This is a genomic window from Tardiphaga sp. 813_E8_N1_3 (assembly GCF_051811025.1).
GTDB lineage: Bacteria > Pseudomonadota > Alphaproteobacteria > Rhizobiales > Xanthobacteraceae > Tardiphaga.
Genome location: NZ_JBPWQE010000001.1, coordinates 3,536,530 through 3,561,410, shown reverse-complemented (window position 1 = coordinate 3,561,410; position 24,881 = coordinate 3,536,530). Strand labels below are relative to the sequence as shown.

General features: G+C 61.4%; 22 protein-coding genes. 4 read left to right on the top strand and 18 right to left on the bottom strand.

Annotated elements, in window-relative coordinates; all coding sequences use genetic code 11:
* Positions 1-2: 2 nt before the first annotated feature.
* Complete coding sequence (locus tag AB8A33_RS16905) at positions 3-740, bottom strand: class I SAM-dependent methyltransferase (RefSeq protein ID WP_439093812.1); 738 nt, start codon at positions 738-740, stop codon at positions 3-5.
* An 11-nt stretch (positions 741-751) separates the two neighbouring features.
* The gene (locus tag AB8A33_RS16900) at positions 752-2,203 is read right to left on the bottom strand and encodes a glycosyltransferase (protein ID WP_439093811.1); all 1,452 of its coding nucleotides are present in this window, start codon (positions 2,201-2,203) and stop codon (positions 752-754) included.
* Positions 2,204-2,617: 414 nt separating this feature from the next.
* On the opposite strand from AB8A33_RS16900, the gene AB8A33_RS16895 reads away from it, so the two are divergent.
* Positions 2,618-3,775, top strand: a complete 1,158-nt coding sequence (locus tag AB8A33_RS16895) for an AGE family epimerase/isomerase (RefSeq protein ID WP_439093810.1) — start codon at positions 2,618-2,620, stop codon at positions 3,773-3,775.
* Positions 3,776-3,788: 13 nt separating this feature from the next.
* On the opposite strand, the gene AB8A33_RS16890 is transcribed toward AB8A33_RS16895, so the two are convergent.
* Positions 3,789-4,241, bottom strand: a complete 453-nt coding sequence (locus AB8A33_RS16890; RefSeq protein ID WP_089268162.1) for a GtrA family protein — start codon at positions 4,239-4,241, stop codon at positions 3,789-3,791.
* 91 nt (positions 4,242-4,332) lie between these two features.
* Positions 4,333-5,562, bottom strand: coding sequence for a phenylacetate--CoA ligase family protein (locus tag AB8A33_RS16885; protein WP_439093809.1), 1,230 nt, complete (start codon positions 5,560-5,562; stop codon positions 4,333-4,335).
* 73 nt (positions 5,563-5,635) lie between these two features.
* Between AB8A33_RS16885 and AB8A33_RS16880 the strand changes: the two genes are divergently transcribed.
* Entirely contained in the window at positions 5,636-6,262 is a 627-nt protein-coding gene (locus tag AB8A33_RS16880; protein WP_093760132.1) for a TVP38/TMEM64 family protein, read from the top strand.
* On the opposite strand, the gene AB8A33_RS16875 is transcribed toward AB8A33_RS16880, so the two are convergent.
* The 6 genes from AB8A33_RS16875 to AB8A33_RS16850 form a co-directional block, all read right to left on the bottom strand.
* Positions 6,259-7,098, bottom strand: coding sequence for an ABC transporter ATP-binding protein (locus AB8A33_RS16875; protein WP_439093808.1), 840 nt, complete (start codon positions 7,096-7,098; stop codon positions 6,259-6,261). The two genes, AB8A33_RS16880 and AB8A33_RS16875, sit on opposite strands and share 4 nt — an antisense overlap.
* A 213-nt stretch (positions 7,099-7,311) precedes the next feature.
* Entirely contained in the window at positions 7,312-8,592 is a 1,281-nt protein-coding gene (locus tag AB8A33_RS16870; RefSeq protein ID WP_439093807.1) for an ABC transporter substrate-binding protein, read from the bottom strand.
* A 55-nt stretch (positions 8,593-8,647) separates the two neighbouring features.
* Positions 8,648-9,721 carry a branched-chain amino acid ABC transporter permease gene (locus AB8A33_RS16865; RefSeq protein WP_231077463.1) on the bottom strand — a complete coding sequence of 358 codons (1,074 nt, stop codon included), beginning with the start codon at positions 9,719-9,721 and terminating at the stop codon, positions 8,648-8,650.
* Between the two features lie 3 nt (positions 9,722-9,724).
* Entirely contained in the window at positions 9,725-10,618 is an 894-nt protein-coding gene (locus AB8A33_RS16860) for a branched-chain amino acid ABC transporter permease (RefSeq protein ID WP_439093806.1), read from the bottom strand.
* Positions 10,619-10,628: 10 nt separating this feature from the next.
* Entirely contained in the window at positions 10,629-12,560 is a 1,932-nt protein-coding gene (locus AB8A33_RS16855) for a long-chain fatty acid--CoA ligase (RefSeq protein WP_439093805.1), read from the bottom strand.
* Positions 12,557-13,378 (bottom strand): ABC transporter ATP-binding protein, encoded by an 822-nt coding sequence (locus tag AB8A33_RS16850; protein ID WP_439093804.1) that lies wholly within the window; start codon positions 13,376-13,378, stop codon positions 12,557-12,559. The genes AB8A33_RS16855 and AB8A33_RS16850 overlap by 4 nt, the downstream gene beginning before the upstream one ends.
* A gap of 226 nt (positions 13,379-13,604) precedes the next feature.
* Here AB8A33_RS16850 and AB8A33_RS16845 point away from each other — a divergent pair, with 226 nt between their 5' ends.
* Entirely contained in the window at positions 13,605-14,279 is a 675-nt protein-coding gene (locus tag AB8A33_RS16845; RefSeq protein ID WP_439093803.1) for a Crp/Fnr family transcriptional regulator, read from the top strand.
* 163 nt (positions 14,280-14,442) lie between these two features.
* On the opposite strand, the gene AB8A33_RS16840 is transcribed toward AB8A33_RS16845, so the two are convergent.
* The 7 genes from AB8A33_RS16840 to AB8A33_RS16810 all read right to left on the bottom strand — a co-directional run bounded on the left by AB8A33_RS16840 (position 14,443) and on the right by AB8A33_RS16810 (position 23,035).
* Positions 14,443-15,138, bottom strand: a complete 696-nt coding sequence (locus AB8A33_RS16840) for an ABC transporter ATP-binding protein (protein WP_439093802.1) — start codon at positions 15,136-15,138, stop codon at positions 14,443-14,445.
* Complete coding sequence (locus AB8A33_RS16835) at positions 15,138-15,902, bottom strand: ABC transporter ATP-binding protein (protein WP_439093801.1); 765 nt, start codon at positions 15,900-15,902, stop codon at positions 15,138-15,140. The genes AB8A33_RS16840 and AB8A33_RS16835 overlap by 1 nt, the downstream gene beginning before the upstream one ends.
* Positions 15,899-17,212: a branched-chain amino acid ABC transporter permease gene (locus tag AB8A33_RS16830; protein WP_320447648.1), complete on the bottom strand. Its 1,314-nt coding sequence runs from the start codon at positions 17,210-17,212 to the stop codon at positions 15,899-15,901. The genes AB8A33_RS16835 and AB8A33_RS16830 overlap by 4 nt, the downstream gene beginning before the upstream one ends.
* Positions 17,209-18,156 carry a branched-chain amino acid ABC transporter permease gene (locus AB8A33_RS16825; protein ID WP_439093800.1) on the bottom strand — a complete coding sequence of 316 codons (948 nt, stop codon included), beginning with the start codon at positions 18,154-18,156 and terminating at the stop codon, positions 17,209-17,211. Before AB8A33_RS16825 ends, AB8A33_RS16830 begins: the two co-directional genes overlap by 4 nt.
* Positions 18,157-18,331: 175 nt before the next feature.
* The gene (locus tag AB8A33_RS16820) at positions 18,332-19,564 is read right to left on the bottom strand and encodes a branched-chain amino acid ABC transporter substrate-binding protein (RefSeq protein WP_439093798.1); all 1,233 of its coding nucleotides are present in this window, start codon (positions 19,562-19,564) and stop codon (positions 18,332-18,334) included.
* Between the two features lie 128 nt (positions 19,565-19,692).
* Positions 19,693-22,137, bottom strand: a complete 2,445-nt coding sequence (locus AB8A33_RS16815; RefSeq protein ID WP_439093796.1) for a CoA transferase — start codon at positions 22,135-22,137, stop codon at positions 19,693-19,695.
* 61 nt (positions 22,138-22,198) lie between these two features.
* Positions 22,199-23,035: a uroporphyrinogen-III synthase gene (locus tag AB8A33_RS16810; protein WP_439093794.1), complete on the bottom strand. Its 837-nt coding sequence runs from the start codon at positions 23,033-23,035 to the stop codon at positions 22,199-22,201.
* A 142-nt stretch (positions 23,036-23,177) separates the two neighbouring features.
* On the opposite strand from AB8A33_RS16810, the gene purU reads away from it, so the two are divergent.
* On the top strand, positions 23,178-24,053 hold the full coding sequence (gene purU, locus AB8A33_RS16805) for a formyltetrahydrofolate deformylase (RefSeq protein WP_439093792.1): 876 nt from the start codon (positions 23,178-23,180) through the stop codon (positions 24,051-24,053).
* Positions 24,054-24,086: 33 nt separating this feature from the next.
* On the opposite strand, the gene AB8A33_RS16800 is transcribed toward purU, so the two are convergent.
* Complete coding sequence (locus AB8A33_RS16800; RefSeq protein ID WP_439093790.1) at positions 24,087-24,353, bottom strand: hypothetical protein; 267 nt, start codon at positions 24,351-24,353, stop codon at positions 24,087-24,089.
* Between the last annotated feature and the right edge of the window lie 528 nt (positions 24,354-24,881).

The window sequence follows — 24,881 nt, the reverse complement described above, 5'->3', positions numbered from 1 at the left end:
GATCATCGTTTCTCGATCGAGATCAGAGCAAACAGGCCGAGCAGCCTGTCGAGGCCAGTCCATTTCTCGATCGTCCGGCACGCCGGGTAAAGCGGTGCTGGCAACAAAGATGGTCCGGTATACCCGCCCGAAATGAGATAGCTGGCCGGCATCAGGGGCGAGGTCTTTCTCAAAACAAGATCTGGAAACAGGCGGTCAAAGCGTTGCCTGTCGCGCTCGAACACAATCCAGGGCAGCGCTCCGTTGGCGTCCGAAAGCGGACCGGACGATTCGAAATCCCAGTCGGTCCTCGTATCCTCAAAAGGTTCGTGATGGAGTTTGCGGTAGATGAGGGTTGACCACGGCGTTTTCCATGGCTCGATCATGATCAAGCGGCCGCCCGATTTTAGTGACGTGGAAACGTTTGCAAGGAAACGTTGCGAGCGCGGCAGGTGGTGAAATGCGTTCACCATGACGACCGCGCGCAACGCCTTGCAATCCTCCGGTAAACTCTCGCACGCATCGAACACGCGCTGCACGCCGTGCACGGGCATGACATCCGACGTGATCAGGTCCGGAATATACTCGTTGAGAAATCCGGCGCCCGAACCAATCTCGAGCACCGGCCCCGAGATCGCGGGAAGTTCGGCTTCAATCGTCGCGTACCATTCCCGATATATCCTATTCAGAAATTTCTTTTTCTGCAGGGTTTCGATGCGTTGATTGGTGACTGCGGGATCGTCGAGATCGGCGGTCTTCACATTTTCACCCTCTATCGGAATTTGAATTTGCGCGCCGCGAGCAGAACCATCTTCAGAAGGATCACGCCGTGCCGCCATCTCGCAATATTGGTCTCGCCGTAAACGCGCTCGTGATAGCGAATCGGCAAATCAATGATTTGCAAATTCTGCTTGGCTGCACCGAAAATCAGGTCGAAGTCGCCGAACGGGTCGAAGTCGCCGAAATACGATCTGCTGGCAACAATCTTCGCATACTGATCCCGATGCAGAACTTTCGTGCCGCAAAGAGTGTCCTGCAATTTCTGCCCCAGCACCCAGGAGATCGCGAGGCTGAACGCGCGATTGCCCAGCAAATTGAGCGGGCGCATGGCATTGCCTTCCATCGGATACACAAGACGCACACCGTTTATGAATTCGCCGGCGCCGCTGGACCATGCTCGCAGAAATTTGGGGAGATCTTCTGGCAGGACAGAAATGTCCGCGTCCAAGATCATCAGGATGTCGCCGCTGGCTTTGGCGAAGCCGAGTTCGACAGCGTTGCGCTTGCCCTTCTTGTCCTGCTTGTAAAGTGCAGAGGTGATGTCGGTGCGCGAGGAGAGTTCGCGCTGAATGACCTCGAACGTATCGTCCGTCGAATTACCTTCGACAAAAATGACTTCCGTCTCGCGGCCCATTTTTGGGATTCGCCGAAGCAGATCGGCGATATGTCCGGCCTCGTTTCTGGCTGGCACGATCACGCTGACCGTGAGTTCCGCCTCGGGGCGGAGCGTTCGTTTGCGCAGCACGTAAAAATTGGTCAATGCAAACAGCCGAAACGGCCACAGACGAACCAAATATCTGTTGAACAGCGTCGACAGGATCGGGATGTCCAGTGGCAACAGAATTTCCGGCGACGTGCTGACGCATTCAAAACCCGCAAGTCTTGCGATGTTTTGAATGTCGTGCGGCGAGAGCCAGTTCTGTCGCAACAGGGGTGTCGCCAGCCGAAACTTGCGGGCAAGCCAAAGCGGCCATTCCCAGATCTTGCTGTAGGAATTGATGATGACTCGGGTATCCGGCGAGATCTGTCCGGCAAGGTTACGAAGGGCGGCTTCGACATCCCAGAGATCGTCAACCAGATCGGACAGGATGACGTAGTCGATAGCCTCGTCGACTCTGAAGGAATGGGCGTCCTGGTTATGAAAGGTCACCCTCGGAAGGGCGGTCGCATTGACACGCTCAAGTCTCTCTTCCGAAAAATCGATTCCATAACCGCGTGACGGTTGTACGGCCGCAAGCAAATCTCCTGAGCCGCATCCGACTTCCAGAACACGGGCTCCCTGAGGAACCAGAAAGCGGTACAGATGGGCGAGTGTCCGTCGATAGGCGCGAGGCGCGGCGTTATTTCCACATTCAATGGTGGTTCTTGAACCCCAATGCCTTTTTCTCTCCGCAGTATAAACCTCCATGGGGGAAAGAGAGGACTCAGGTGCACGCTCGTTCATGAAAAACTGGTATCCAAAGTTGGCAATCGGGTTAGCTGCCTCCAATTAGTCTTTTTTGAAACACGATACTATCTGGAAACACCTAAACCGCATTTTGAGCCATCTGCGGTAGAGTTATTATCCAACCTGGAGTTGTTATTTGTTGTATTTGCATCTAAAGGCGGTGCAAGCCGGGCGCGACCGTTGCCTACAACATAAAAGCATTTCACGCAGATAGATTCAAAGGCGGACTTTGAGATAGATGGTTCCGTCTTGCTCGATCAGGGGAGTAGGCGTCCCGTTGAAGGTCCGCCTTCGCCTCTGCTGGCGGACGGTCTATGCTTAAACCATAAATCAGCTAGTCAATGCTTGACCGCGAGGTCATGCGAACGATCCCCGAGCCTTGCAGGCACCGCATCATTCTCAAGGACTGAAATGGCCGAGTCTGGCAACGCAGCAAATCCGGTAACCGGCCTCACCGACATAGTCCGGGCGCTAAAATTACATATGATCGAGGACGCGCTTTCTCTTTGGGCAGCAGAAGGCTGCGACCCGCGATCGGGTGGGTTCGTCGAGAGATTGAGTTCGGCAGGCGCCCCGGATCTTGCGGCCCCTCGCCGTGTCCGCGTGCAGGCCCGCCAGATCTACTGTTTCGCCAAGGCTGCGCAGCTTGGCTGGTATCCGCAGGGCGCCGAGATTGCGCGCAAGGGTCTCGATTACATGCTTGCCAAAGCTAAGTCGCCGGATGGCAAGCCGGGCTTCGTGCATATTCTCGCGCCCGATGGTTCGGTGCTGAACCCGCTGCGTGACACCTATGACCACGCTTTCGTCCTGCTGGCACTGGCGACGGTCTATCAACTGGATCGCGATGCAAAGGTGCGCGCCGAAATCGACGAATTGATGCAGTTCATCGATACGCAATTGCGCTCGCCCGACGGAGGCTATGTGGAAGGCGTGCCGGCTTCGATGCCGCGTCGGCAGAATCCGCAGATGCATCTGCTGGAGGCCTTCATCGCCGCCTTTGACGCGACTCATGATCAGGCATTTCAGGCGCGGGCCGGCGATCTGTTCGGTCTGTTCTCGTCGAATCTGTTCGATGCGAAGAGGGGCGTGCTCGGCGAGTATTTCGAACAGGACTGGTCGCGGATCGAACCGGTCAGCGTCGAGCCCGGCCATCAGGCCGAATGGGTCTGGCTGCTCAAGGGCTTCGAACGCATCACCGGCTGCCCGACCGGCAAGCAGCGTGCAGCGTTGCTCGAATCCGCGCTGCGCTATCGCGACGCCACCGGCTGTCTGGTGGACGAAGGCGACGCCCTGGGCAATATCGTCAAGGCAACACGGCGCTGCTGGCCGCAGACCGAGATCGTCAAGGCCTGGGTGGCGCAGGCGGAGTCAGGCGTCGAAGGTGCGGCCGACGAGGCACGGGCGGCGCTGATGCGGCTGGACAAGTATTATCTGCAGCATCCCGTCAAAGGCGGCTGGTACGATCAGTTCGACGGTGAGGGATGCTCGCTGGTCGATGCGATCCCGGCGTCATCCTTCTATCATATTCTATGCGCGGTCGCCGAAGCCGAACGGGTGCTCGGCGCCTGACCGCCTGTGCGATCTAGCGGATGGCTTCGTTCGGATCCGTCGGCTTGGTCCGGAACACCACGAAATGCGACATCGTGAAATTCACGATGAAGCTGACCAAAATGGCCAGAAGCTTGGCGGCGTAGACCGGCATGAAGTGCGACAGCACCACGAGCGTGGTGGTGGTCGCGATCACGCCTAATACACCCGAGGCGACAAAGCTGAGATAATCCTTCCGCCGCAGCACGCGGCCGGATTCGGCGCGGAACGTGATCATGGTGTTCATCACGTAGGAACACGATACGGCCACCAGCCAGGCTATGACATTGGCGGGCACCAGCGGCAGCTTCAGCACCTGATAGGCGAGGGTAAAGATGGCGAGATCGATGAGGGTGTTGCCGAGGCCAATCACGCCGAAGCTGATGATCTTCGACACCGTGGGGCGCGACAGCCAGGTCTCGACAATTTGTGGTAAAATCAGTCTCACGGCAGCAGGCATCCTCGATCTGGGCGGCTGCATAGCAGGATCGCCCGGGGAAGTCCGGCTTTTTATGATGCGCCGCGGCAGTCCTGCGCGGTCAGTTCCCGCGCTCGTCCGCGATGATCTTGCCGTCATTGGGCAGCGAGGCCGGCGCCATCAGCTCCACGGCCCCACCGAGCTTGCTGACGGCCCTGAGGGTGGCTGTGACGGCCTCCTGCAGGCCGGGCTTGTCCTGGGCTCCCACTTCGGCCTTCAGCACCATGGCGTCATTCTCACCGTCTCGGGACACCACCAGCCGTAGCCGTCCGAGTTCCGGGTGCCGCTTGCCGATTTCGGCGACCTGTTCGGGTCGCACGAACATGCCCTTGACCTTGGTGGCCTGATCGGCACGGCCCATCCAGCCCCGGATGCGCATATTGCTCCGGCCGCAGGCGCTGGCGCCGGGCAGGGCGGCGGTCAGGTCGCCCAGTGCCAGCCGGATCCACGGGTGGTGCGGATCCAGCGACGTCACCACGATCTCGCCGACATCGCCCTCGGTCACAGGCGCGCCGGTCCCAGGGGTCACGATTTCCAGGATGAGGTCCTCATTGACGATCAGGCCGTCCCGGGCCGGGCTCTCATAGGCGATGAAGCCCAGATCGGCGGTGGCGAAGGCCTGATAGGCCTCGACACCGCGCGATGCGATCTCGGCCTGCAGCGATGGCGGGAAGGCCGCGCCGGACACCATGGCGCGCTTGATGGATGACATGTCGCGCTGGGCGGCCTTGCCGGCATCCAGCAGGATCTTCAGGAAATCCGGCGTGCCGCTATAGGCGGATGGACGATAGGTCTCGATCAGTTCGAGTTGTTGTTCAGTGTTCCCCGGGCCCGCAGGGATCACGGCGCAGCCGAGCGCCCGCGCAGCGCCGTCGAAGATGAAGCCGCCGGGGGTCAGGTGATAGCTGAAAGTATTCAGCACCACGTCGCCCGCGCGGAAACCTGCGGCATAGAGCGCCCGCGCGCCGCGCCAGGGATCAGCCTGTTTTGACTCCGGCTCGAAAATGGGCCCCGGCGAGGTGAACAACCGGCCGAACGAGCCGGTCGCGCCTGACACGAAGCCGCCGAATGGTGGGCTGGCCTTGTGCAGGGCCGGCAGGTCGGATTTGCGCAGCACCGGCAGGTGCGCCAGTGCCGCGCGGCTGACGATCGCAGCGGGATCGATGCCCTTGAGATGCTCCGCATAAGCGGGCGCCTGCATCGCGTGGCGCAGCACATCCGGCAGGCGCGAAAACAGATTGGCCTGGCGCTGCGACGGATCGCAATTCTCGAGTGTGTCGAAGTGGCGCATCTGGATGAATCCTGGTGGTTTGGCGTCGTCGCGATTATTCCGGTAGCCTGTCGCGCCGTGCTAGTGGGAAATCATGTCGTCAGAACGTATCGTCCAATGGCTCGAAAGCTTCGGCCAACTCGATCTTCCTGCTGCCGTTGTGCTGGCCGCATTGGTGGTTGCCTCTTCGTTTTTGCCGGTCCCGCGAACCTTCATCGTGCTCGGCGCTGGTGCTGCCTTCGGCTTGCGCTCTCTCGTTGTCATTGTTCCAGTCGCCGCGGCTGCATCCGTTCTGGCCTTCATGCTGGCGCGCTCCGTTCTGCGCGGCTGGGTGGAACGGCAGACCGAAAAACGCGCGGCCTGGCGCCTCATTGCCCAGGCCGTCGATGACGAAGGCTGGCGCATCGTCGCACTGATGCGGTTCGGCGGACCATTGCCCAATTCGGTGCAAAATTATCTGTTCGGTTTGACAAATATCGGACTGCTCCCGTTCGCCCTCGTCACTTTCGTGTTCACGCTGCCGCAGATCGTGCTTTACGTGTATCTCGGTGCGTCCGGACGGGCGTTGTTGCTCGATGATGGACCAGTGCCGCTCAACCGTGTGCTGATTGCCATGGCCCTGGTCATTGTGCTCGTCATCCTGTTGCTGGTGTCGCGCCGCATTCGCGCGATCCTTGCGTGCAAGACCGGCGTCATGACGGCAGAGGCTGCCAGCAGCTAAAGCCATCGCTTGCGTCGCTTGAAGCTCTTCAGATTCTTGAAGCTCTTGCGCTGGTCGCCGGCGCCGCCGAGATAAAACTCCTTCACGTCCTCGTTGTCGCGTAATTCGTCGGCACTACCGTCGAGCACCACCTTACCCTGTTCCATGATGTAGCCGTGACTTGCCACCGACAGCGCGGCACGCGCGTTCTGCTCGACCAGCAGAATGGTGACGCCGAGATCGCGGTTGATCTTCTTGATGATGGCGAACACCTCCTTCACCAGCAGTGGCGACAGGCCCATGGAGGGTTCGTCCATCAGGATCATCTTCGGCCGCGCCATCAGCGCTCGCCCGATCGCCAGCATCTGCTGCTCGCCGCCGGAGAGATAGCCGGCGAGGCCGGTGCGCTCCTTCAGGCGCGGGAAGTAGTCGTAGACCATCTCGATGTCGGTGGAGACCTCGTTGTCCCTGCGCGTGAAGGCGCCGAGCCGCAGGTTCTCCAGCGACGTCATATCGGAGACGATGCGGCGGCCTTCCATCACCTGGAAGATGCCGCGGCGGACGATCTTGTCGGGATCGATGCCGTCGATGCGCGCGCCATCGAACAGGATCTCGCCGCGCGTGACTTCGCCGTCTTCGGTTTTCAGAAGGCCGGAGATCGCCTTCAACGTCGTGGACTTGCCCGCACCATTGGCGCCGAGCAGCGCGACAATCGCGCCCTTCGGCACCTCCATGCTCAACCCGCGCAGCACGAGGATCACGTCGTCATAGACGACCTCGATATTACGGATGTCGAGCAGGGGGGCGGTGGCGGGCGCTGTTGAAACTTGCGCGCTGGTGTCGATAGCTGTCTGCATCAATGACGCTCCTGAGATCGGCTGGTGCTAACCTCTCCCCGCCTGCGTGGAGAGGTCGACCCGGCGTAGCGCTGCGAAGCCGGGGCGGGTGAGGGGGATTCGACATTAGCTCAGAGCCTGCTGAGGCTCCCCCTCATCCGACGCGGACTACGTCCGCGCCACCTTCTCCCCGCCTAGCGAAGCTCCGCTTCGCCGGGCGGGGAGAAGCGAGAACTACCACCCATGCCATTCCGGCTTGCGCGGCAGCTCGACTGTCTTCACCTTCTCGAGCTTGATCGTGCCCTTGGCCATCAGATCGTTCAGATCGCCATCGGTCGCGCCGGAGACCTTCGAGCGATACAGATCGACCTTGGTGGTCGGGCGGTGATCCTTGTCGGTCCAGGTCGAGGGATTGCAGACGCCCTCCATGCCGGCCGGTACCCAGTCCTTCTTCTGATAGAAGCCCTTGGCGACGTTCTCGCCGGTGGCGCCGCCGTTCTTCGCGGCCCAGTCCAGCGCTTCCTTCATGTAGAGCGAGGTGCAGACCGCCGCGATGTAGTGCACCGGGCGATAGATCTTGCCAGACGGATCGGAGATCTTGGAAATCTCCTGCACCGTCTTCATGCCGGGCGCGTTGCCGCCCCAGCTCACCGCCGTGCGCAGCGGGAAGATCACGCCGTCAGCAGCATCGCCTGCGGCCTTTGCGGCGTTTTCATCCATGCCCCATACATTGCTCATGAACTGCACGTCGACGCCGGCAGCCTTGCAGGCCTTCATCACCGAGATGTTGGAAGCTGCGGTGTTGCCGAGATAAGCATAGTTCGCGCCGGCGCTCTTCAGGCTCAGGCACTGTGCGCTGTAGTCACCGGGCGCGAGTGCGAAGACCAGTGGCGGCAACACGTCAAAGCCGAGTTCGGCGGCGAGCGCTTCACCAGCCGCTTTAGGCGCGTTGGGGTAGGGATGATTGGCGCCCATATGGACATATTTCGGCTTGCCCGACTTGCCCTTGGACTTCCAGTCCTCCGCTGCCCAGGTCAGTTCGGCGCGTAGTGCGTCCGAATAGGACGGGCCGTAGAAGAAATTATACGGCGCGGGCTTCGCCTTGCCGCCGGCACCGGTCGGGTCGGTCAGCGCGGCCGAGTAGGAGCCCGAGATATCCGGGATCTTGTCCTGTGCGAGGAAGCCGGTGAGCGCCTCGGTATCTGCCGTGCCCCAGCCCATGATCGCCGCGACCTTGTCGGCGCCCGACCACTTCTTGTACAGGGCTATGGCGCGCGGCACCTGATAGCCATAGTCGTTGCTATCGAGATTGACCTGCTTGCCGCCGACGCCGCCATTCTTGTTGATCCAGGCATAGGTATCGACCACGCCCTGGCCGTAGGGCGTACCGACGTCGGAGGTGCCGCCGGAATAATCGGCGAGGTGGCCGACGGCGATCTGCGCCTGCGCACTGGCGGACGCACCCGCGATCAGAAGGGCAATGGACGCGGACGTTAGAAATGATTTCATCGTCATGAGCATTCTCCCGTTGGATTTTATATTTTGTCGTTTCGTCTAGTCCGTCCCGTTCTCAATGCGAGAACGGGTAGAGTTTCCAGTAGGTCTTGATCTGCCGCCAGCGATGCGCGAGTCCGTCGGGTTCGAACACCAGAAACGCGATGATGATGAGGCCGATGGCAATCTCGCGCAGGAAGGTGAGATTGTTGTTGAGCGCCAGCGCCTTGTCGATGACGCCGCCCTTCAGCTCCATGCTGATCCATTCCATCGCTTCCGGCACCAGCACCACGAAGGCCGTGCCCATCAGCGTGCCCATGATCGAGCCGGTACCGCCGATGATGACCATTGCCAGGAACAGGATCGAGCGCTCGATGCCGAAACCCTCGTTGGAGACCACGAGCTGGTTATGCGCGTACAGCGCGCCGGCGATGCCGGCGAAGAACGCCGCGAGGCCGAAGGACAGCGTGCGATATTTGGTGAGATTGATGCCCATGATCTCGGCCGAGAGATAGTGATCACGCACAGCCACCAGCGCGCGGCCGTCGCGCGAGCGCATCAGGTTGGTAACCAGCAGATAGCTCGCCACCACATAGGCCAGCACCACATAGAAATACTGCCGGTCGCCGCGCAGCGTATGGTCGAAGATCGAGAACGCTTTGGCCGTCGCCGGCACCGAGCCGCCGCTGAACCAGTCGGCGCGGGAGAAGAAGTCGAGCAGAATGTATTGCGCGGCCAGCGTGGCGATAACGAGGTACAGCCCCTTCAACCGCGCCGCCGGCAGGCCGAAAATGAGTCCCACGATGGCCGTTACCACGCCGGCGATGGGAATCGAGAAAAACACCGGGATCGGATAGTTGTTGGAGATATAGGCCGAGGTGAAAGCGCCGAACAGGAAAAACGCGGCGTGGCCGATGGAAATCTGGCCGGTAAAGCCGACCAGGATGTTGAGCCCCAGCGCCGCGATGCCGTAGATGCCGATCATGATCAGCTGGCTGAGCCAGTACTCGCTGAGCAGTTGCGGCGCGAAGCAGATCAGCACCACGCCGAGGATCGCCGCGTTGCGGCTGGTGGTGGTCGGAAAGATTGTGGTGTCGACCGCATAGCTGGTGCGGAAGTCGCCGGCCGGGATGAGGGAGGGGCTGGCCATGTGTTACACCCGCTCGATGTCTTTGGTGCCGAACAGGCCGTAAGGCTTGATCATCAGGATGATGATGAGCACGTAGAACGGCGCGACCTCATAGAGATTGCCCCAGTGCAGATATTCGCTGTCGATGAATTGCGCGAAGTTCTCTAGCAGCCCGATGATGATGCCGCCGACCACCGCGCCGCCGATACTGTCGAGACCGCCGAGGATGACCGCCGGAAACACCTTGATGCCGTAGATCGACAAGCCGGATGACACGCCGTTGACGACGGCGACGACGACGCCGGCGACCGCGGAGACCATGGCCGAGATCGCCCAGGCCATCGCGAATACGGTTTTGACGGAAATGCCCAGCGATTGCGCCACCTGCTGGTTGAACGCGGTGGCGCGCATCGCCAGACCCCACTTGGACACTTTGAAGAACCACGCCATGCCGATCATCATCGCGACGGAGACAACCAGGCTCATCACGTAGACGGTCTGGATCTGTAGGCTACCGATAGTCACCGACTGGCTGGTGAAGACACGCGGGAATGGCTGCGGGTTGACGCCATAGATCCATTTCAGTGCCGCCTGAAACACGGCGGACAGCGCGATGGTCACCATGATCACCGAGATGACCGGCTCGCCGACCAGCGGCCGCAGGATCACGATCTGGATCAGGATGCCGAAAGCGAACATGAACACCAGGGTCATCGGCATGCCCAGCCAGAACGGCACCTGGTATTTGGTCAGCAGCGTCCAGCACACCCACGCGCCGATCAGTAGCAACTCGCCCTGCGCGAAGTTTACGACCTGGGTGGCTTTGTAGATCAGCACGAATGACATTGCGACCACGCCATACAGCGTGCCGACCACGAGGCCGTTCACCAGAAGCTGGAGGAGGAACTGCGTGTTCATGCTGTCGGTCTCATTCGGCGGCCTGTGCGTGAGCTGCATCCCGCGCCATGTCCACCACGACCAATCGCGTGCGGATGCGCTGGGAGGTGCCGTCCTGGAAACGGATCGTTGTGTCGACGGGGATATCCCGCGCGCCACCATAGATGCCGTCGATGATATCGGCGTATTTCTCGTTGATGACGCTGCGGCGGACTTTTCGGGTGCGGGTCAGCTCGCCGTCGTCGGCGTCGAGCTCCTTGTACAGCAGCAGGAATTTTGCGATCCGCTGCGCGGGCGGCAGCGTGGCATTGACCGTCTCGACTTCCTTGCGGATCATCTCATAGACCTCGGGGCGTGACGACAGGTCCGTATAGGTCGTGAACGAGATGCGGTTCTTCTCGGCCCATTTCGAGATGATCGAGAAGCGGATGCAGATCATCGCCGCGAGCGCGTCGCGGTTATCGCCGAGCACCACCGTCTCGGCGATATAGGGCGAGAACTTCAGCTTGTTCTCTATATATTGCGGGGAGAAGCGTTCACCGCGCGCGGTCTGCGCGAGATCCTTGATGCGGTCGATGACGACGAGTTGCTTGTTGCCGTTGAAGTAGCCGGCGTCGCCGGAATGCATCCAGCCGTCGCGCAGGTCGGCCGCAGAGGCCTCCGGCGATTTGTAATAGCCGAGGAACATGTTGGGGTGCCTGACCACGATCTCGCCAACGCCCTGCACATCGGGATCGCGGACTTCGATCTCGATGCCACTGCCCATGGCAATGCCGGTGGTGTCGGGATCGACGGCGTCTGGCGGATGCAGTGTGAAGGCGCCCAGCGTTTCGGTCTGGCCATAGAGCGTGCGTAGCGGCACGCCCATGGCGCGGAATAATTTGAATGTATCCGGGCCGAGCGCCGCGCCGCCGGTGGCGGCCGAGCGCAAGCGTGTGAAGCCGAGACGATCGCGCAGCGCGCGGAACAGCAGCGTATCGGCGACGGCCGAGCGCTTGCCTTGCGCGAGTGCGGACAGGCCCGACTTCATGCCGAGTTCATACAGGCTCTGCTTCAACGGCGATGAATCCATCACCCGTGCGCGCACATCCGCTGCGATGCCTTCCCAGACCCGCGGCGCGAACAGCACGAAGGTCGGCGCGATCTCGCGGAAATCGTTCATCATGGTGTCGGCCTGCTCGACGAAGTTGACCTTCATCCGGCTCAGCAGACCTTTGCCGAGCGCATAGACCTGCTCCATGATCCAGGGCAGCGGCAGCACCGAGACATATTCGTCGTCCGGTCCCTTCGGATCGAACGACAGATACACCGCGCAATGGCCGAGCACGCGGCCCGCCGCGAGCATCGCCAGCTTGGGATTCGACGTGGTGCCTGACGTGGTGCAGAGGATAGCGACATCCTCGCCCTGCGTCGCATCGACCAGTTGATCGTAGAGCCCCGGCTCGCGCGCCGCGCGGTCGCGGCCCATCTGGGCGAGCCTGTCGGCCTCTAACAGCCGCGGGTCGTCATATTTCCGCATCCCGCGCGGGTCGCTATAGACGATGTGCTTGAGCGCCGGGACACGCTCGGCGAGGGTGAGCAGCTTGTCGACTTGTTCTTCATCCTCGGCGAACACGATCTTGGCTTCGCCGTAGTTGAGGAGATAAGCGGCTTCCTCATCCAGCACGTCGCGATAGAGACCGAGGCTCATCCCACCGATGGCATGCGCGGCGATCTCGGCAGCGACCCAGTCCGGCCGGTTATCGCCGATAATACCGATGACGTCGCCACGGGCGATGCCGAGCTCGACCATGCCGAGCGTGAAATCCTTCACCCGCGCATGGTAATCGTTCCAGGTGAACTCCCGCCACAGGCCGAAGTCCTTTTCGCGCAGCGCGATTTCGCTGCCATGTTCTTTGGCGTTGAGGCGCAGCAGCTTCGGATAGGTATCTGCCTGTTTGACGCGTCCGGCATAGTCCATCATGCGGCACTCTCCGCAGCGATAGGCGCATGGTCGGGATCGACGAGGGCTTCGTCTTCTTCACCGAGATAGGCGCGCTTGACGTGTGGATCGGCCAGCACGGCAGCCGGATCGCCCTCGGCGATCTTGCGGCCGAAATCCAGCACCATCACGCGATGGGAGATATCCATCACGACGCCCATGTCGTGTTCGATCATCATCACCGTCATCCCGTATTCTTCATTGAGATCGACGATATAACGCGCCATGTCCTCCTTCTCCTCGAAGTTCATGCCGGCCATCGGCTCGTCGAGGAGGATGAGGTTGGGCTCCAGCGCCATCGCGCGGGCGAGTTCGACCCGTTTGCGCAGACCATAGGGAAGGGTGCCTGCGGTCGCCTTGCGCACGCTCTGCAGATCGAGGAAGTCGATGATCTCCTCCACCTTGCGGCGATGCTCGAGCTCTTCCTTGCGGGCGCCGGTGAGCCAGTACAGCGAGCCGGTGAGGAAGTTGTTCTTCAGGAGGTGATGGCGGCCGACCATGATGTTGTCGAGCACGCTCATATGATGAAACAGCGCGAGGTTCTGGAAGGTGCGGCCGATGCCGAGGCCGGGGCGGGCGTTTGGATTGAGCCCGGTGATATCCTTGCCGTGGTAGAACAACTCGCCTTCGGTGGGACGGTAGCGGCCGGAGATGCAGTTGACGATGGAGGTCTTGCCGGCGCCGTTCGGCCCGATGATCGAGAACAGCTCGCCGTCATTGACAGCGAAGCTCACATCGGTGAGCGCGCGAACGCCACCAAAGCGCAGTGACACCCCGCGCACGTCCAGAGCAACCGCCACTCAAATCCTCCCAGATACGGCGCTTGTCGCGCTCTTTATCCACGTTCCTCGGATGGTCCCGAGCCTATATCGCCCGGTCACGCTAAGCCATTCTACTAATGACCTTTCGCGGTGGTCTTCCCTACGTCAAATCGGTATCCTGAAATGTCTCGCGGCGGACAATCTGCCTGCCAATTTGTCGCGCGAACGTTCTTTTGCGTTGCAACATTCGAAGTGAAGCGGACCTATGATTGCTGCAGATCATCTCAAGCGCATCGCGGCCTGGGCGCGGGACCTGAACGAGAAGGAGATAGAGGTCGCGCGCGCGGGCATCGTCGAGAAGTCGTTCAAGGCGAATGAATTCGTCTGTATGCGTGGCGACCAGTTCGAATACTGGACCGGCATTGTAAGCGGCCTGGCGAAGATCGGCACCATCTCGCGCAGCGGCAAGGAAGTCAGCATCACCGGCCTGACGGCGGGCGCGTGGTTCGGCGAGGGCAGTGTGCTGAAGAACGAACCGCGACGTTACGACATTGTCCCGCTACGCGACTCCAAGCTCGCATTCATGGAGCGCCCGGCATTCATGTGGCTGTTCGAGAACAGTGTCGGCTTCAACCGCTTCCTGGTCTCGCTATTGAACGAACGGCTCGGTCAGTTCATCGCACTGACTGAATATGGCCGCAGGCTCGATGCCACCGGGCGTCTCGCGCGCTGCATTGCCTCGCTGTTCAACCCGATCCTCTATCGCGACGCGACCAGGCATCTGGACATCACCCAGGAAGAGCTCGGTGCCATCACCGGCATATCACGGCAGAAGGCCAACCAGTGCCTGCAGACGCTGGAAAAGGAGGGTCTGCTGCGGCTCGAATATGGCGGCGTGACAGTGGTCGATCTAGAGAAGCTGGGCAGCTACGGCGATTAGGGATTCCCTCGCCCCGCTTGCGGGGAGAGGGTGGCGTGGACGAAGTCCGCGACGGGTGAGGGGGAGCCAGCGAGTGAAACACTGGCTCCCCCTCACCCGAAGCCTCGCTGACGCTCGGCTCCGACCTCTCCCCGCAAGCGGGGCGAGGTAAGGAAGTCGGCGCTTACACTTCCAGCCATTCCCTGCGCACGGCGTCATTGGCCTTGAGTTCGGCGGGCGTGCCTTCGAATACGATACGGCCGTGGCCCATCACATAGACCCGGTGCGAGATGCGCAGCGCGATCGAGAGCTTCTGCTCGACCAGCAGGATCGCGACGCCGCGGCGCGCGATCTCGGCGATGAGATCGCCGACCTGCTGGACGATGATCGGTGCGAGGCCTTCGGTGGGCTCGTCGATCATCACGAGTTCAGGATCGCCCATCAGCGTCCGGCAGATCGTCAGCATCTGCTTCTCGCCGCCGGACAGCACGCCCGCTGCGGTATCGGCGCGCGCGGCGAGGTTCGGAAACATGCCGAGCATGTCGTCGAGCTTCCACTTGCCGGGATGGCGCGGGTCCTTGACGCCCAGCATCAGGTTCTGTCGCACCGTGAGGCCCGGAAAGATGTCGCGATGCTCCGGCACGTAGCCGAGGCCGAGATGCGCGATCCTGAAGCTCGGCAGGCCGGCGATATTGGTGCCCTTGAAGGTGATTGTGCCGTGTGGCGGCACTTCGCCCATGATGGCCTTCACGGTGGTCGAACGCCCGACGCCGTTGCGGCCGAGCAGCGAGACCACTTCGCCGGCATCGATATGCAGATCGACGCCCTGCAGAATGTGGCTCTTGCCGTAATAGGCGTGCAGGTCCTGAACTTGGAGCATCACGCCACTTCCTCGCCGAGATAGGCTTCCTTGACCTTGGGATTGCCGCGGATTTCCTCCGGCGTGCCCGAGGCGATGATCTGGCCGTAGACCAGAACCGAGATGCGGTCGGCGAGGCCGAACACCACGCTCATGTCGTGCTCGACGATCAGCAGCGTTCGCCCCTCAGTAAGCCGCCGGATCAGTGCCACGGCACGCTCGGTTTCGGCGTGACTCATGCCGGCCGTGGGCTCGTCCAGCAGGATGACATCGGCGCCGCCTGCTATCGTGATGCCTATTTCGAGCGCGCGCTGTTCGGCATAGGTCAAAAGACCTGCGGGCACGTCGCGGCGCGATACGAGGTTGATATCCTGCAGGATCTGCGCGGTGCGGTCGCGCACCTCCGGCAGGTTGTCGACATTCTTCCAGAACGCGTAACGATGGCCGGTCGCCCACAGCACAGCGCAGCGCAGATTCTCCCACACGCTCATCTTGGCGAAGACGTTGGTAACCTGGAAGCTGCGCGACAGTCCGCGGCGGTTGATCTGGAACGGCGGCAGGCCCGAGATCACCTGATCGCGCAGCAGAATGCTGCCGACTGATGGCTTCATATAGCCTGAGATCAGATTGAACAGCGTCGACTTGCCGGCGCCGTTGGGGCCGATCAGCGCGTGGCGTTCGCGTTGGGCGACCGTCAGGTTGACGTTGCGGATCACGGAGGTGATGCCGAAGGTCTTCTCGACGCCGCGCAATTCAATGGCATTGCTCAGATCATTCCGGCTCATGCGGCCACTCCCTTCTCGCGCGCGGCGGTCAGGGCATCGTCCCAACTGCCGGCGACGCGCGCCCAGGTCTTGCGCGCGATGATGAAGCCGCCGATCAGCAGCACGGCGGCAACGGCCCAGATCGCAGGGTTCGCTGCATCGAATGGAATCCCGAAGGCTTTGATGTGTGAATCCTCGCCGGGATTGACGGTGAAGTGGACGGTGGTCTCGATCGCCAGCATCAGGCCGGTGATCATCGCCAGCGTCGGTACGAAGGCGACGAGATAGCTCGGAAGCACGCGGCTGAGCGTGCCGCCTTTCAGCAGCGGACGGTGCATCATCAGTAGTCCGGTGATGCCGCCGGGCGCGAACATCACCACGGCGATGAAAATCAGACCGAAATAGAGCTGCCAGACTTGCGTGAGATCGGAGAGGCCGAGCGACAGCAGCGTGACGAAGATCGCGCCGACGATCGGACCGATAAAGAAGCCGACGCCGCCGATATAAGTGGCGAACAACACGGTGCCCGATTGCACGGCGCCGAGATAGGCCGAATTGGCGATCTCGAAATTGATCGCGGCTAGCGCGCCCGCTATGCCGGCGAACAGGCCGGAGAAGCAGAAGGCGATATAGCGGATGATATGCGGATCGTAGCCGACGAATTGCACGCGTTCGGGATTGTCGCGCACGGCGTTGCACATGCGCCCCAGCGGCGTGCGGGTGAGGGCATACATCGCGATGACGGCGATCAACGTCCAGGCCGCGACCAGATAATAGATCTGGATCTGCGGGCCGAAGCTCCAGTCGAACAGACGAAGCACTTTGGTACGGTTGGCGGAGACGCCGGCTTCGCCGCCGAAGAAGGTGCGCAGGATCAGCGCCGAGGATGCGACGAGTTCTGCGACGCCAAGCGAGATCATCGCAAAGGCCGTACCGGAGCGCCGCGTCGACACCCAGCCGAGCAGCATGGCGAAGACGAGGCCGGCTGCGCCGCCGACCAGCGGCACCAGCGGCAGGGGGATCGCGAACTTGTTCCTGGCGATGATGTTGATGGCGTGGATCGCCAAAAAGCCGCCGAGGCCGTAGTAGACCGCGTGGCCGAAGGACAGCATGCCGGTCTGACCGAGCAGGATATTGTAGGACAGCGAGAAGATGATCGAAATGCCGATCAGGCTGAAGGTGGTCAGCGATCCGCCCGACGAAAACAGTTTCGGCAGCACCAGCAGCGCCAGCGCGGCGCCGATCCAGATGCCGTAGAATTTCAGCCGGTCGGAGGCGGCGGGACGGGGCGGCGCGATGGTTGCCGGAATTTTGGCGGTGGCGTCGCTCATGTGTCGCGTGTTCCCAGCAGGCCCATCGGGCGGAAGATCAGGATCAGCACCAGCAGTAGATAGGGCATGATCGGCGCGATCTGGGCGACGGTGACGTTCCAGATGTCGGACAGCCAGGTGGCGGCATAGTCGGGGCTGAGCGGGCCGAAGGCGCCGGCCAGCGAGCCGTTCATCGATACGGCGAAGGTCTGCACGAGGCCGATCAGCAATGAGGCGATGAAGGCACCAGGCAGCGAGCCGAGGCCGCCGACCACCACGACGACGAACAGGATCGGGCCCAACAAACCGGCCATGTTGGATTGCGTCACCAGCGCCGGGCCTGCGATCACGCCGGCGACGGCGGCGAGCGCAGTGCCGACGCCGAACACCAGCATGAAGATACGCCCGACATTGTGCCCGAGATGGCCGACCATATGCGGATGGGTCAACGCCGCTTGCACGATCAGGCCGATGCGCGTGCGCTTCAGCACTACCAGCAATCCGATGAAGATCACGGTGGAGACGACCAGCATGAAGATCTTGAAGGCCGGATAGTTGGTGGAAAACAGCGTGAAGGCCGGGAAGTCGAGCAGCGGCGGTACGCGGAAATCCACCGGGCTCTTGCCCCAGATGATCTGCACGATCTCCTCGATGGCGAAAGCAAGTCCGAAGGTGAACAGCAGCTCGGCGACGTGGCCGTTCTTGTGCACGTGACGCAGGCCATAGCGTTCGACGGCGGCGCCGAGCGCGCCAGCCAGCAGCGGCGCAAGGATCAGCGCCGGCCAGAAGCCGAACCAGCGGCTGATCTGGAAGCCGAAGAAAGCGCCGAGCATGTAGAAGCTGGCATGAGCAAAGTTCAGCACGCCAAGCATGCTGAAGATCACCGTCAGGCCAGAGGCCATCAGGAATAGCAGCATACCGTAGAGGACGCCGTTGAGCGTGGAAATGACGATCAGTTCAAGCACGAAGGACCTCAGGTCTTAATCGTCGGCGAATAACAAAAACGCCGTCATGGCCGGGCCTGTCCCGGCCATCCACGTCTTGCAAACGAGCGAAGGAAGGCGTGGATGCCCGGGACAAGCCCGGGCACGACGGAGTGCTAATTGCCAATCCGTCATCACGCCCATCGGCGCGGCCGCTTTACGGCCGTTCCATCTTGCAGGTCGTCGGCAGCACCGTCTGCGGCGTGTCGATCTTGGCGGCCAGCTTCCAGCCCCAGCCGGTCTTTTCCTCGTCGAACGGCTCCTTGTCGGTGCGCTCGCCGAACGAGGCGATATACATCGGCTGGAAGAACTGATGGTCGTCCTTGCGCATATTGCCCTTGCCACCGTCGAACACCTCGAACTCCATGCCTTCGAGGGCTGCGGCCACCTTCACCGGATCGAGCGACTTCGCTTTCTCGGCGGCCGCGGCGAACATGCGCATCTCGTTCACGGCGCGCGGATAGAACAGGCTGAAGTCATGCTTCGCGCGCAGTGCCTTTTCGAACACGTCGGCCGAGGCATGGCCGAGATTCGGGATGCCTTCGGCGATCTGGAACACTTGGTGGTTCAGGCCGGCCTGCTTGATCGCGGTCGGGCCACCGGTACCGCCGGCATAGTAAGTGAACCAGCTCACCTTCAAGCCAGCGTCAGCTGCAGCCTTCAGCAGCAGCGCGAAGTCCTGACCCCAGTTGCCGGTGATGACGCTGTCAGCGCCGGAGGCCTTGATCTTCGCAATGTAGGGCGCGAAGTCGGTGATCTTCAGCAGCGGATGCAGTTCGTCGCCGACGATTTTGACGTCCGGTCGCTTGGCGCCGAGCATGGCGCGCGCCTGGGTGCGTACCGACTGTCCGAACGAGTAATCCTGATTGATCAGGTAGACGTTCTTCACCGCAGGCACAGTCTTGATGTAATTGGTGAGCGCTTCCATCTTGATGTCTGAATTGGCATCCCAGCGGAAATGCCAGAAGCTGCATTTCTCGTTGGTCAGAACCGGATCGACGGCGGCATAGTTGAAGTACAGGACTTCCTTGCCGGGGTTGCGGTCGTTGAACTTGGTGACGAAATCCGACAGCGCACCGGCGACCGACGAGCCGTTGCCCTGGGTGATGTAGCGAATGCCGCCATCGATCGCCTTCTGCGCCTGGATCAGGCTCTCTTGCGGATTGGTCTTGTTGTCGAGGGGGACGATCTCGACCTTCTTGCCGAGAATGCCGCCCTTGGCGTTCAGCTCATCGGCGAGAAACTGGAAGGTCTTGAGGCCGACTTCGCCGACGCTGGCGCCGCCGCCGGACAGTGGATCGATATAACCGATCTTGACGGTCTCCTGCGCCATCGCCGTGCCGCCGAGCATCGGCAGCGCAATGGACGCAATGAGGGCTAGTTTGCGCATGGTGTTTCTCCCTGGAAGCATTTGTGCTGGCCATTGTCGCGACGCCGAATCTTTTGATCCATCCGTCGCTGGCCTTATGCCGGGAGTGTGAGCCATGGCCGCCGAAGCTGCAAGCCTCACTTGCAGTCTCACTTGGTCGTAGGCGCGGCCTTCGCTTTCTTGGATATCGCAGTGTCGCCAATGATTTCCGCGGCGCGCAATTCGTCGATGTCCGCTGCGCTCAAACCCAGGATATCGCGGAGGACTTCCTCATTGTGCTGGCCGAGCGTCGGCGCCAGACGGGTGATCGGGTAGGGCAGCTTGGCACTGCCTTCGCGATAGGCAACTGACGGCAGCAGGTGCGGCCCCATTAAGACCTTCGTCACGGGCTGCCAGTGGCCGACCGCGAGCAGATGCGGATCGCCGGCCAGATCCAATGGCAGTCGCGCGGTACCCGCGGGCACGCCGGCGTCCTGCAACGTCACCATTGCAAGATCCGGCCGCACGGTCGTCGTCCAGTGCCGGATCGCGACCTCGATGCGGTCTTCCTCGGCGCGGCGGCCTTCGGCTGTGGCAAGTGCGGCGTCGTCGGCCAGGTCCGCCCGATGCATGACCTTGCACAGCGCCCGCCATTCGTCGTCGCTGCGCACGGCAATGGTGATCCACTGGTCTTCGCCGAGACAGGGAAAGCAACCGTTCGGCACGAAGCGCGGATGCCGGTTGCCAATGCGCGGGCCGGATTTGCCGGTGGCGGATTGCTCGATGACAGAGGGCGCGACAAGAGGCAGCAGGGCTTCCGTCGCACTGAGATCGATGTGCTGGCCGAGGCCGGTATTCTTCTGATGCATGAAGCCGAGCATCAGGGCTGCCGCGGCACTGACGCCGCCGAAGGGATCGCCGAGCGCGGCATGCAGCATGGTCGGCGGATCGCCTTCGCGGCCGGTGACGGACGGAAGGCCGGACGCCTGTTCCAGCGTCGAGCCATAGGCGCGCACGCCGCTCCATGGACCGGTCATGCCGAAGGCGGGCATGGTCACGACGACGAGACGCGGATTGATCTTGTGCATCGCTGCGGCGTCGAGCCCCATGCGCGGCAGCACGTCGGCGGCATAGTTGTCGATTACAGCATCCGCGCCGGCGATCAGTTGTTTCAGCAGCTCTTTGCCGCGCGGATTGGTGAGATCCAGCGTGATGCCGCGCTTGTTGCGGTTCATCTGCTGAAACCAGTAGATCTTCTCGTAGGTGCGTTCCGGAAAATACGGGCCGCGTGGATCGGTGCCGCGAAACCAGTCGGGATACTGGCAGGACTCGACCTTGATGACGTCGGCGCCGAGATCGCCCATCTGCCGCGTCGCCGATGGACCGGCCCAGCCCATGGTGAGATCGATAATGCGCAGGCCTTTCAACGGCTGCGGATCATCCGGCGTTGCCTGCTGTGTCGCCATGCGTTGATGCGCGGGCAGGGCGCTGATTGTGTCATCGCCCGCAAATGGCGCTCGGCCATTCGGCTTCGGTCGTGAGCCGGTAAGAGTCTGCGGCAGCACCGGCGCATCGAATGATGCCGTTCCAATCTCGACTTTCGCGAAGGCGCCGCGATCGCGGTAATACTGCTGCTTCAGCAGCGTCTCCATGTCGGGCACGACCGCGAGCGGAAGACGCAGCTCCATGCCCATCTCGAACCATTCGTTCGCGCTCTTGTGCATCAGGATGGGCTGGAAGATATCGAACAGCGCCTTCGAATTATTGGTGCGCGCGAGACCGTCGTTGAACTGCGGCTCTGTCTCCAGTTCGGGAAGGCCGAGCATCACGCAAAATGCAGCCCATTGCGCCGGTGTCACGACAGTGATGCCTAGCCAGCCGTCCTTGGTTGGAAAATTGCCGACAGGATAGCCGCGACCGAACCGGTTGATGGCCATGCGTGGCCGTGTGAAGCCGACTTCCAGCGCGAGTCCTGTGTCGAACTCGCTGATCTGCAGCATCGCTTCATGCGCGCTGATCGCGAAACGTCGTGCGCCGGTGTTGCGACCATACATGCCGGCCAGCGTCGGAATGAACGCGGTGAGCCCGGCCATGACGGCGATCTGCCCGTCGCGCGGCAGCACCGGCGGACCTTCCTGCGCACCGACCAGTTTCACGCTGCCGGACAGGCTGCGACAAACGGAGTCCGTCGTCTGATAATTGCTGTAGAGGCCGTGTTCGCCGAACCACGAGATCGCGGTGATCGCGAGGCCGGGCTGCTCCTTGCGCAAGTCATCATGCGTCAGGAGAGAGTTCGGAATCTCCAAAGGCGTGCGCGCGTCGAGCAGCAGGTCGCATGTCGCAAGCAATGCGCGGACACGCGCGACATCGTCAGACTTGTCGAGATCGGCAATGACGCTGCGTTTGTTGGTATTCAGCCAGGCGAAATATCCGCTCTCGCGGCGGCCATCGCCGGCATCGACGAGCGGCGGATAGTGCCGCGCAGGATCGCCGCCCGGCGGTTCGATCTTGATGACCTCGGCGCCGAAATCCGAAAACAGTTTGCCGCAGTAATCCAGCGTGTCGCCGGATCCGATTTCCGCGACACGCAAATCCGATAGTGGCAAGTTTGGCATTTCCGCCCGATCATTTTTTTATGTGTCGGGGCATCATGTCGAGATGCGTGCGGGCGTCAAGTCATTCGGCCCGCGCTGCAGACTTGTCGAGCGCAATCGACATCGCCGAGATGAGCGGCTTCATGAAGAACGCATCATTGGCCGGATAGATATCGGCTTCGAGGCCGTACGATTTCAATTCATCAGACACGACGGGACCAACCGATGCGATCGGTGTTTTCGCAAGTGCACTGCGCAATTGATCCTCGCGGTCATGCGCCTTCGCAGCATCGACGAGACGACGCACCTGACCCGAACTCGTCAGCGCGATGGCATCGACGCGGCCGGCTTCCATTTCGTCGATGGCCGAGAGGATGTTCGTTTCAGCAGCCTTGGAGTCGTAGACGTAAGGCAGCACCGTATCGACCTCGGCGCCGCAGGAGGCGATCGCTGATATCAGAACGCTGTGGTCCTTCTCGGGATAGAGCTGCAGGCCGAGGCGATGGCCTTTGAGATCGAGCCGCGACAGCATTTCGGCAACGCCTTCGGAGGTCGGCTTCTCGGTGGTGATGTCAGCCTCGAGTCCGATCTCGCGCAAGGCGCGACCGGGCTTCGGGCCGCGTGCGAATTTGCGGGATTGGCCGACGGCCGCCACGAACTCTTTTTCGATGCCGCGTTGACGCACGATTTTCATCATCCGGCGGAGACCTTCGCCGGTCATTAAAACGAGGTCGTCGAACGGGTTAGCAATGAATCGGCGAATCCAGGCCTCGACCGGGGCGGGATCCGGTGCGTCCTCGATGGTGAACATCGGACATTGCAGCACATTGGCGCCCTGTTCGGTCAGCAGACGGGAGAATTGCGCTTCCTCGCGGGTCTCCAGGATCAGGATGCGGTAACCGTTGAGCTTGTCAGCCATCTCTGTTTTCTGCCTGTTTCGCACGTTAATTCGCTGGCAATGACGTCCATATTGCAGCGCGCAATTGGATTGGCGCAAGCTCGCTTCGGATGATAGAGCAGGGCCTCGATTTCCGGTTCACCTGAAGCAGATCAGTCCGCCCATGTCCGTTCAAGCCATGTCTCACCAATACGTTCTGACCCTGTCCTGTCCAGATCGCCCCGGCATCGTGTCCGCGGTATCGACCTTCCTGGCCCAAAATGGCCAGAACATCCTCGATGCCCAGCAGTTCAACGATGTCGAGACCGGCCACTTCTTCATGCGCGTCGTATTCAACGCCGCCGACGTGAATGTCGAGCTGGCGGCGCTGAAGACCGGCTTCGGGGCCATCGCCGAGCGCTTCAAGATGGACTGGCAGATGCGCGACCGGGCGACCCGTCGCCGCGTCATGCTGCTGGTGTCGAAGTCCGATCACTGCCTCGTCGATATCCTGTATCGCTGGCGCACCGGCGATCTCGACATGATCCCGACCGCGATCGTCTCGAACCATCCGCGCGAAGCCTTCAAGGATCTCGATTTCGGCGACATCCCGTTCCACCACATGCCGATCACCAAGGAGACCAAGCGCGAGCAGGAGCAGGCGATCTGGGATCTGGTCGGCACGACCGAGACCGAGCTCGTGGTGCTGGCGCGTTACATGCAGATCCTGTCCGACGAGATGTCGGCGAAACTGTCCGGCAAGTGCATCAACATCCACCACTCGTTCCTGCCCGGCTTCAAGGGCGCACGGCCCTATCACCAGGCGCACGCGCGCGGCGTCAAGCTGATCGGCGCCACCGCGCATTACGTGACCAGCGATCTCGACGAAGGTCCGATCATCGATCAGGACGTCGAGCGCATCAGCCATCGCGACACGCCGGAAGAACTGGTGGCCAAGGGCCGCGACATCGAGCGCCGCGTGCTGGCGCGCGCCATGCGCTATCACCTCGAGGATCGCGTGATCCTCAACGGCATGAAGACCGTTGTTTTCATGAACTGAACAACGCCGTCGCGGCGCCGGACGATGGCGCGATCAGCGAACGGCCTCTGCGGACGGCGATGTAGCGGGGTCCGGCCCCGTCATGGCGCCGGATTGCTGATGCTCGTGCCGCTTCGCATAGGCTTCGTATTCAGGAGAGCCCGGACGCGGCGGCGCGTCTGCTGGCAGGCCGCCAGCCCATGCCGGGATCAGGTCAGCCATGCCGCCGGCCATGAACGAACTGATCGAGCCACAACCGCCAAGGCTGCAGGACAGCAGCACAACACAGACGAGGGCGGGAACGCGGTGGGCTACTGGCATGGCGATAACATCGTTTGAGGCGGTCTGCGGATGATAGCAGTTCTGCAACGTGCTTTGCCGAAAATTCACGGCAAATCAATGGTCAAATATTACCAAGCATGAGGGAACGTCTTTCACAAGGTTTCGGATGCAGGGGATTTTTGCAGGATAACTGAAATTAATGGCCTTTTCTGCTTTCCGCTCTCTTTATGGCCCTCTGTGAGGGAAAGACAAGCTGTCCCTCAGTAGCCAATCTCCTCAAATCGACCCGCCAGCAAAGCGCAGCAAACTGCACCCGCGGAAACCCCCTATTTGGATCGCGGGCAACCGAGCCGCCGCCACAGATTTTGTGGCGAAGAAGCGCGGAGTTGTACGGAAGCGTGCCCGTTTGATATTCATATAGCGCCATTTTTTGATCAGATGCAGCGCAGCCGTCTTTTCGCCACAATTCGCCTCCGCAGCGCATTTGGTGCGCCGCAGAATAGCCACGAGCGTCAGCCGAAATAGGCTACGAAACACGGTCCGGACGCCTGTGAAATTCCACGCAAT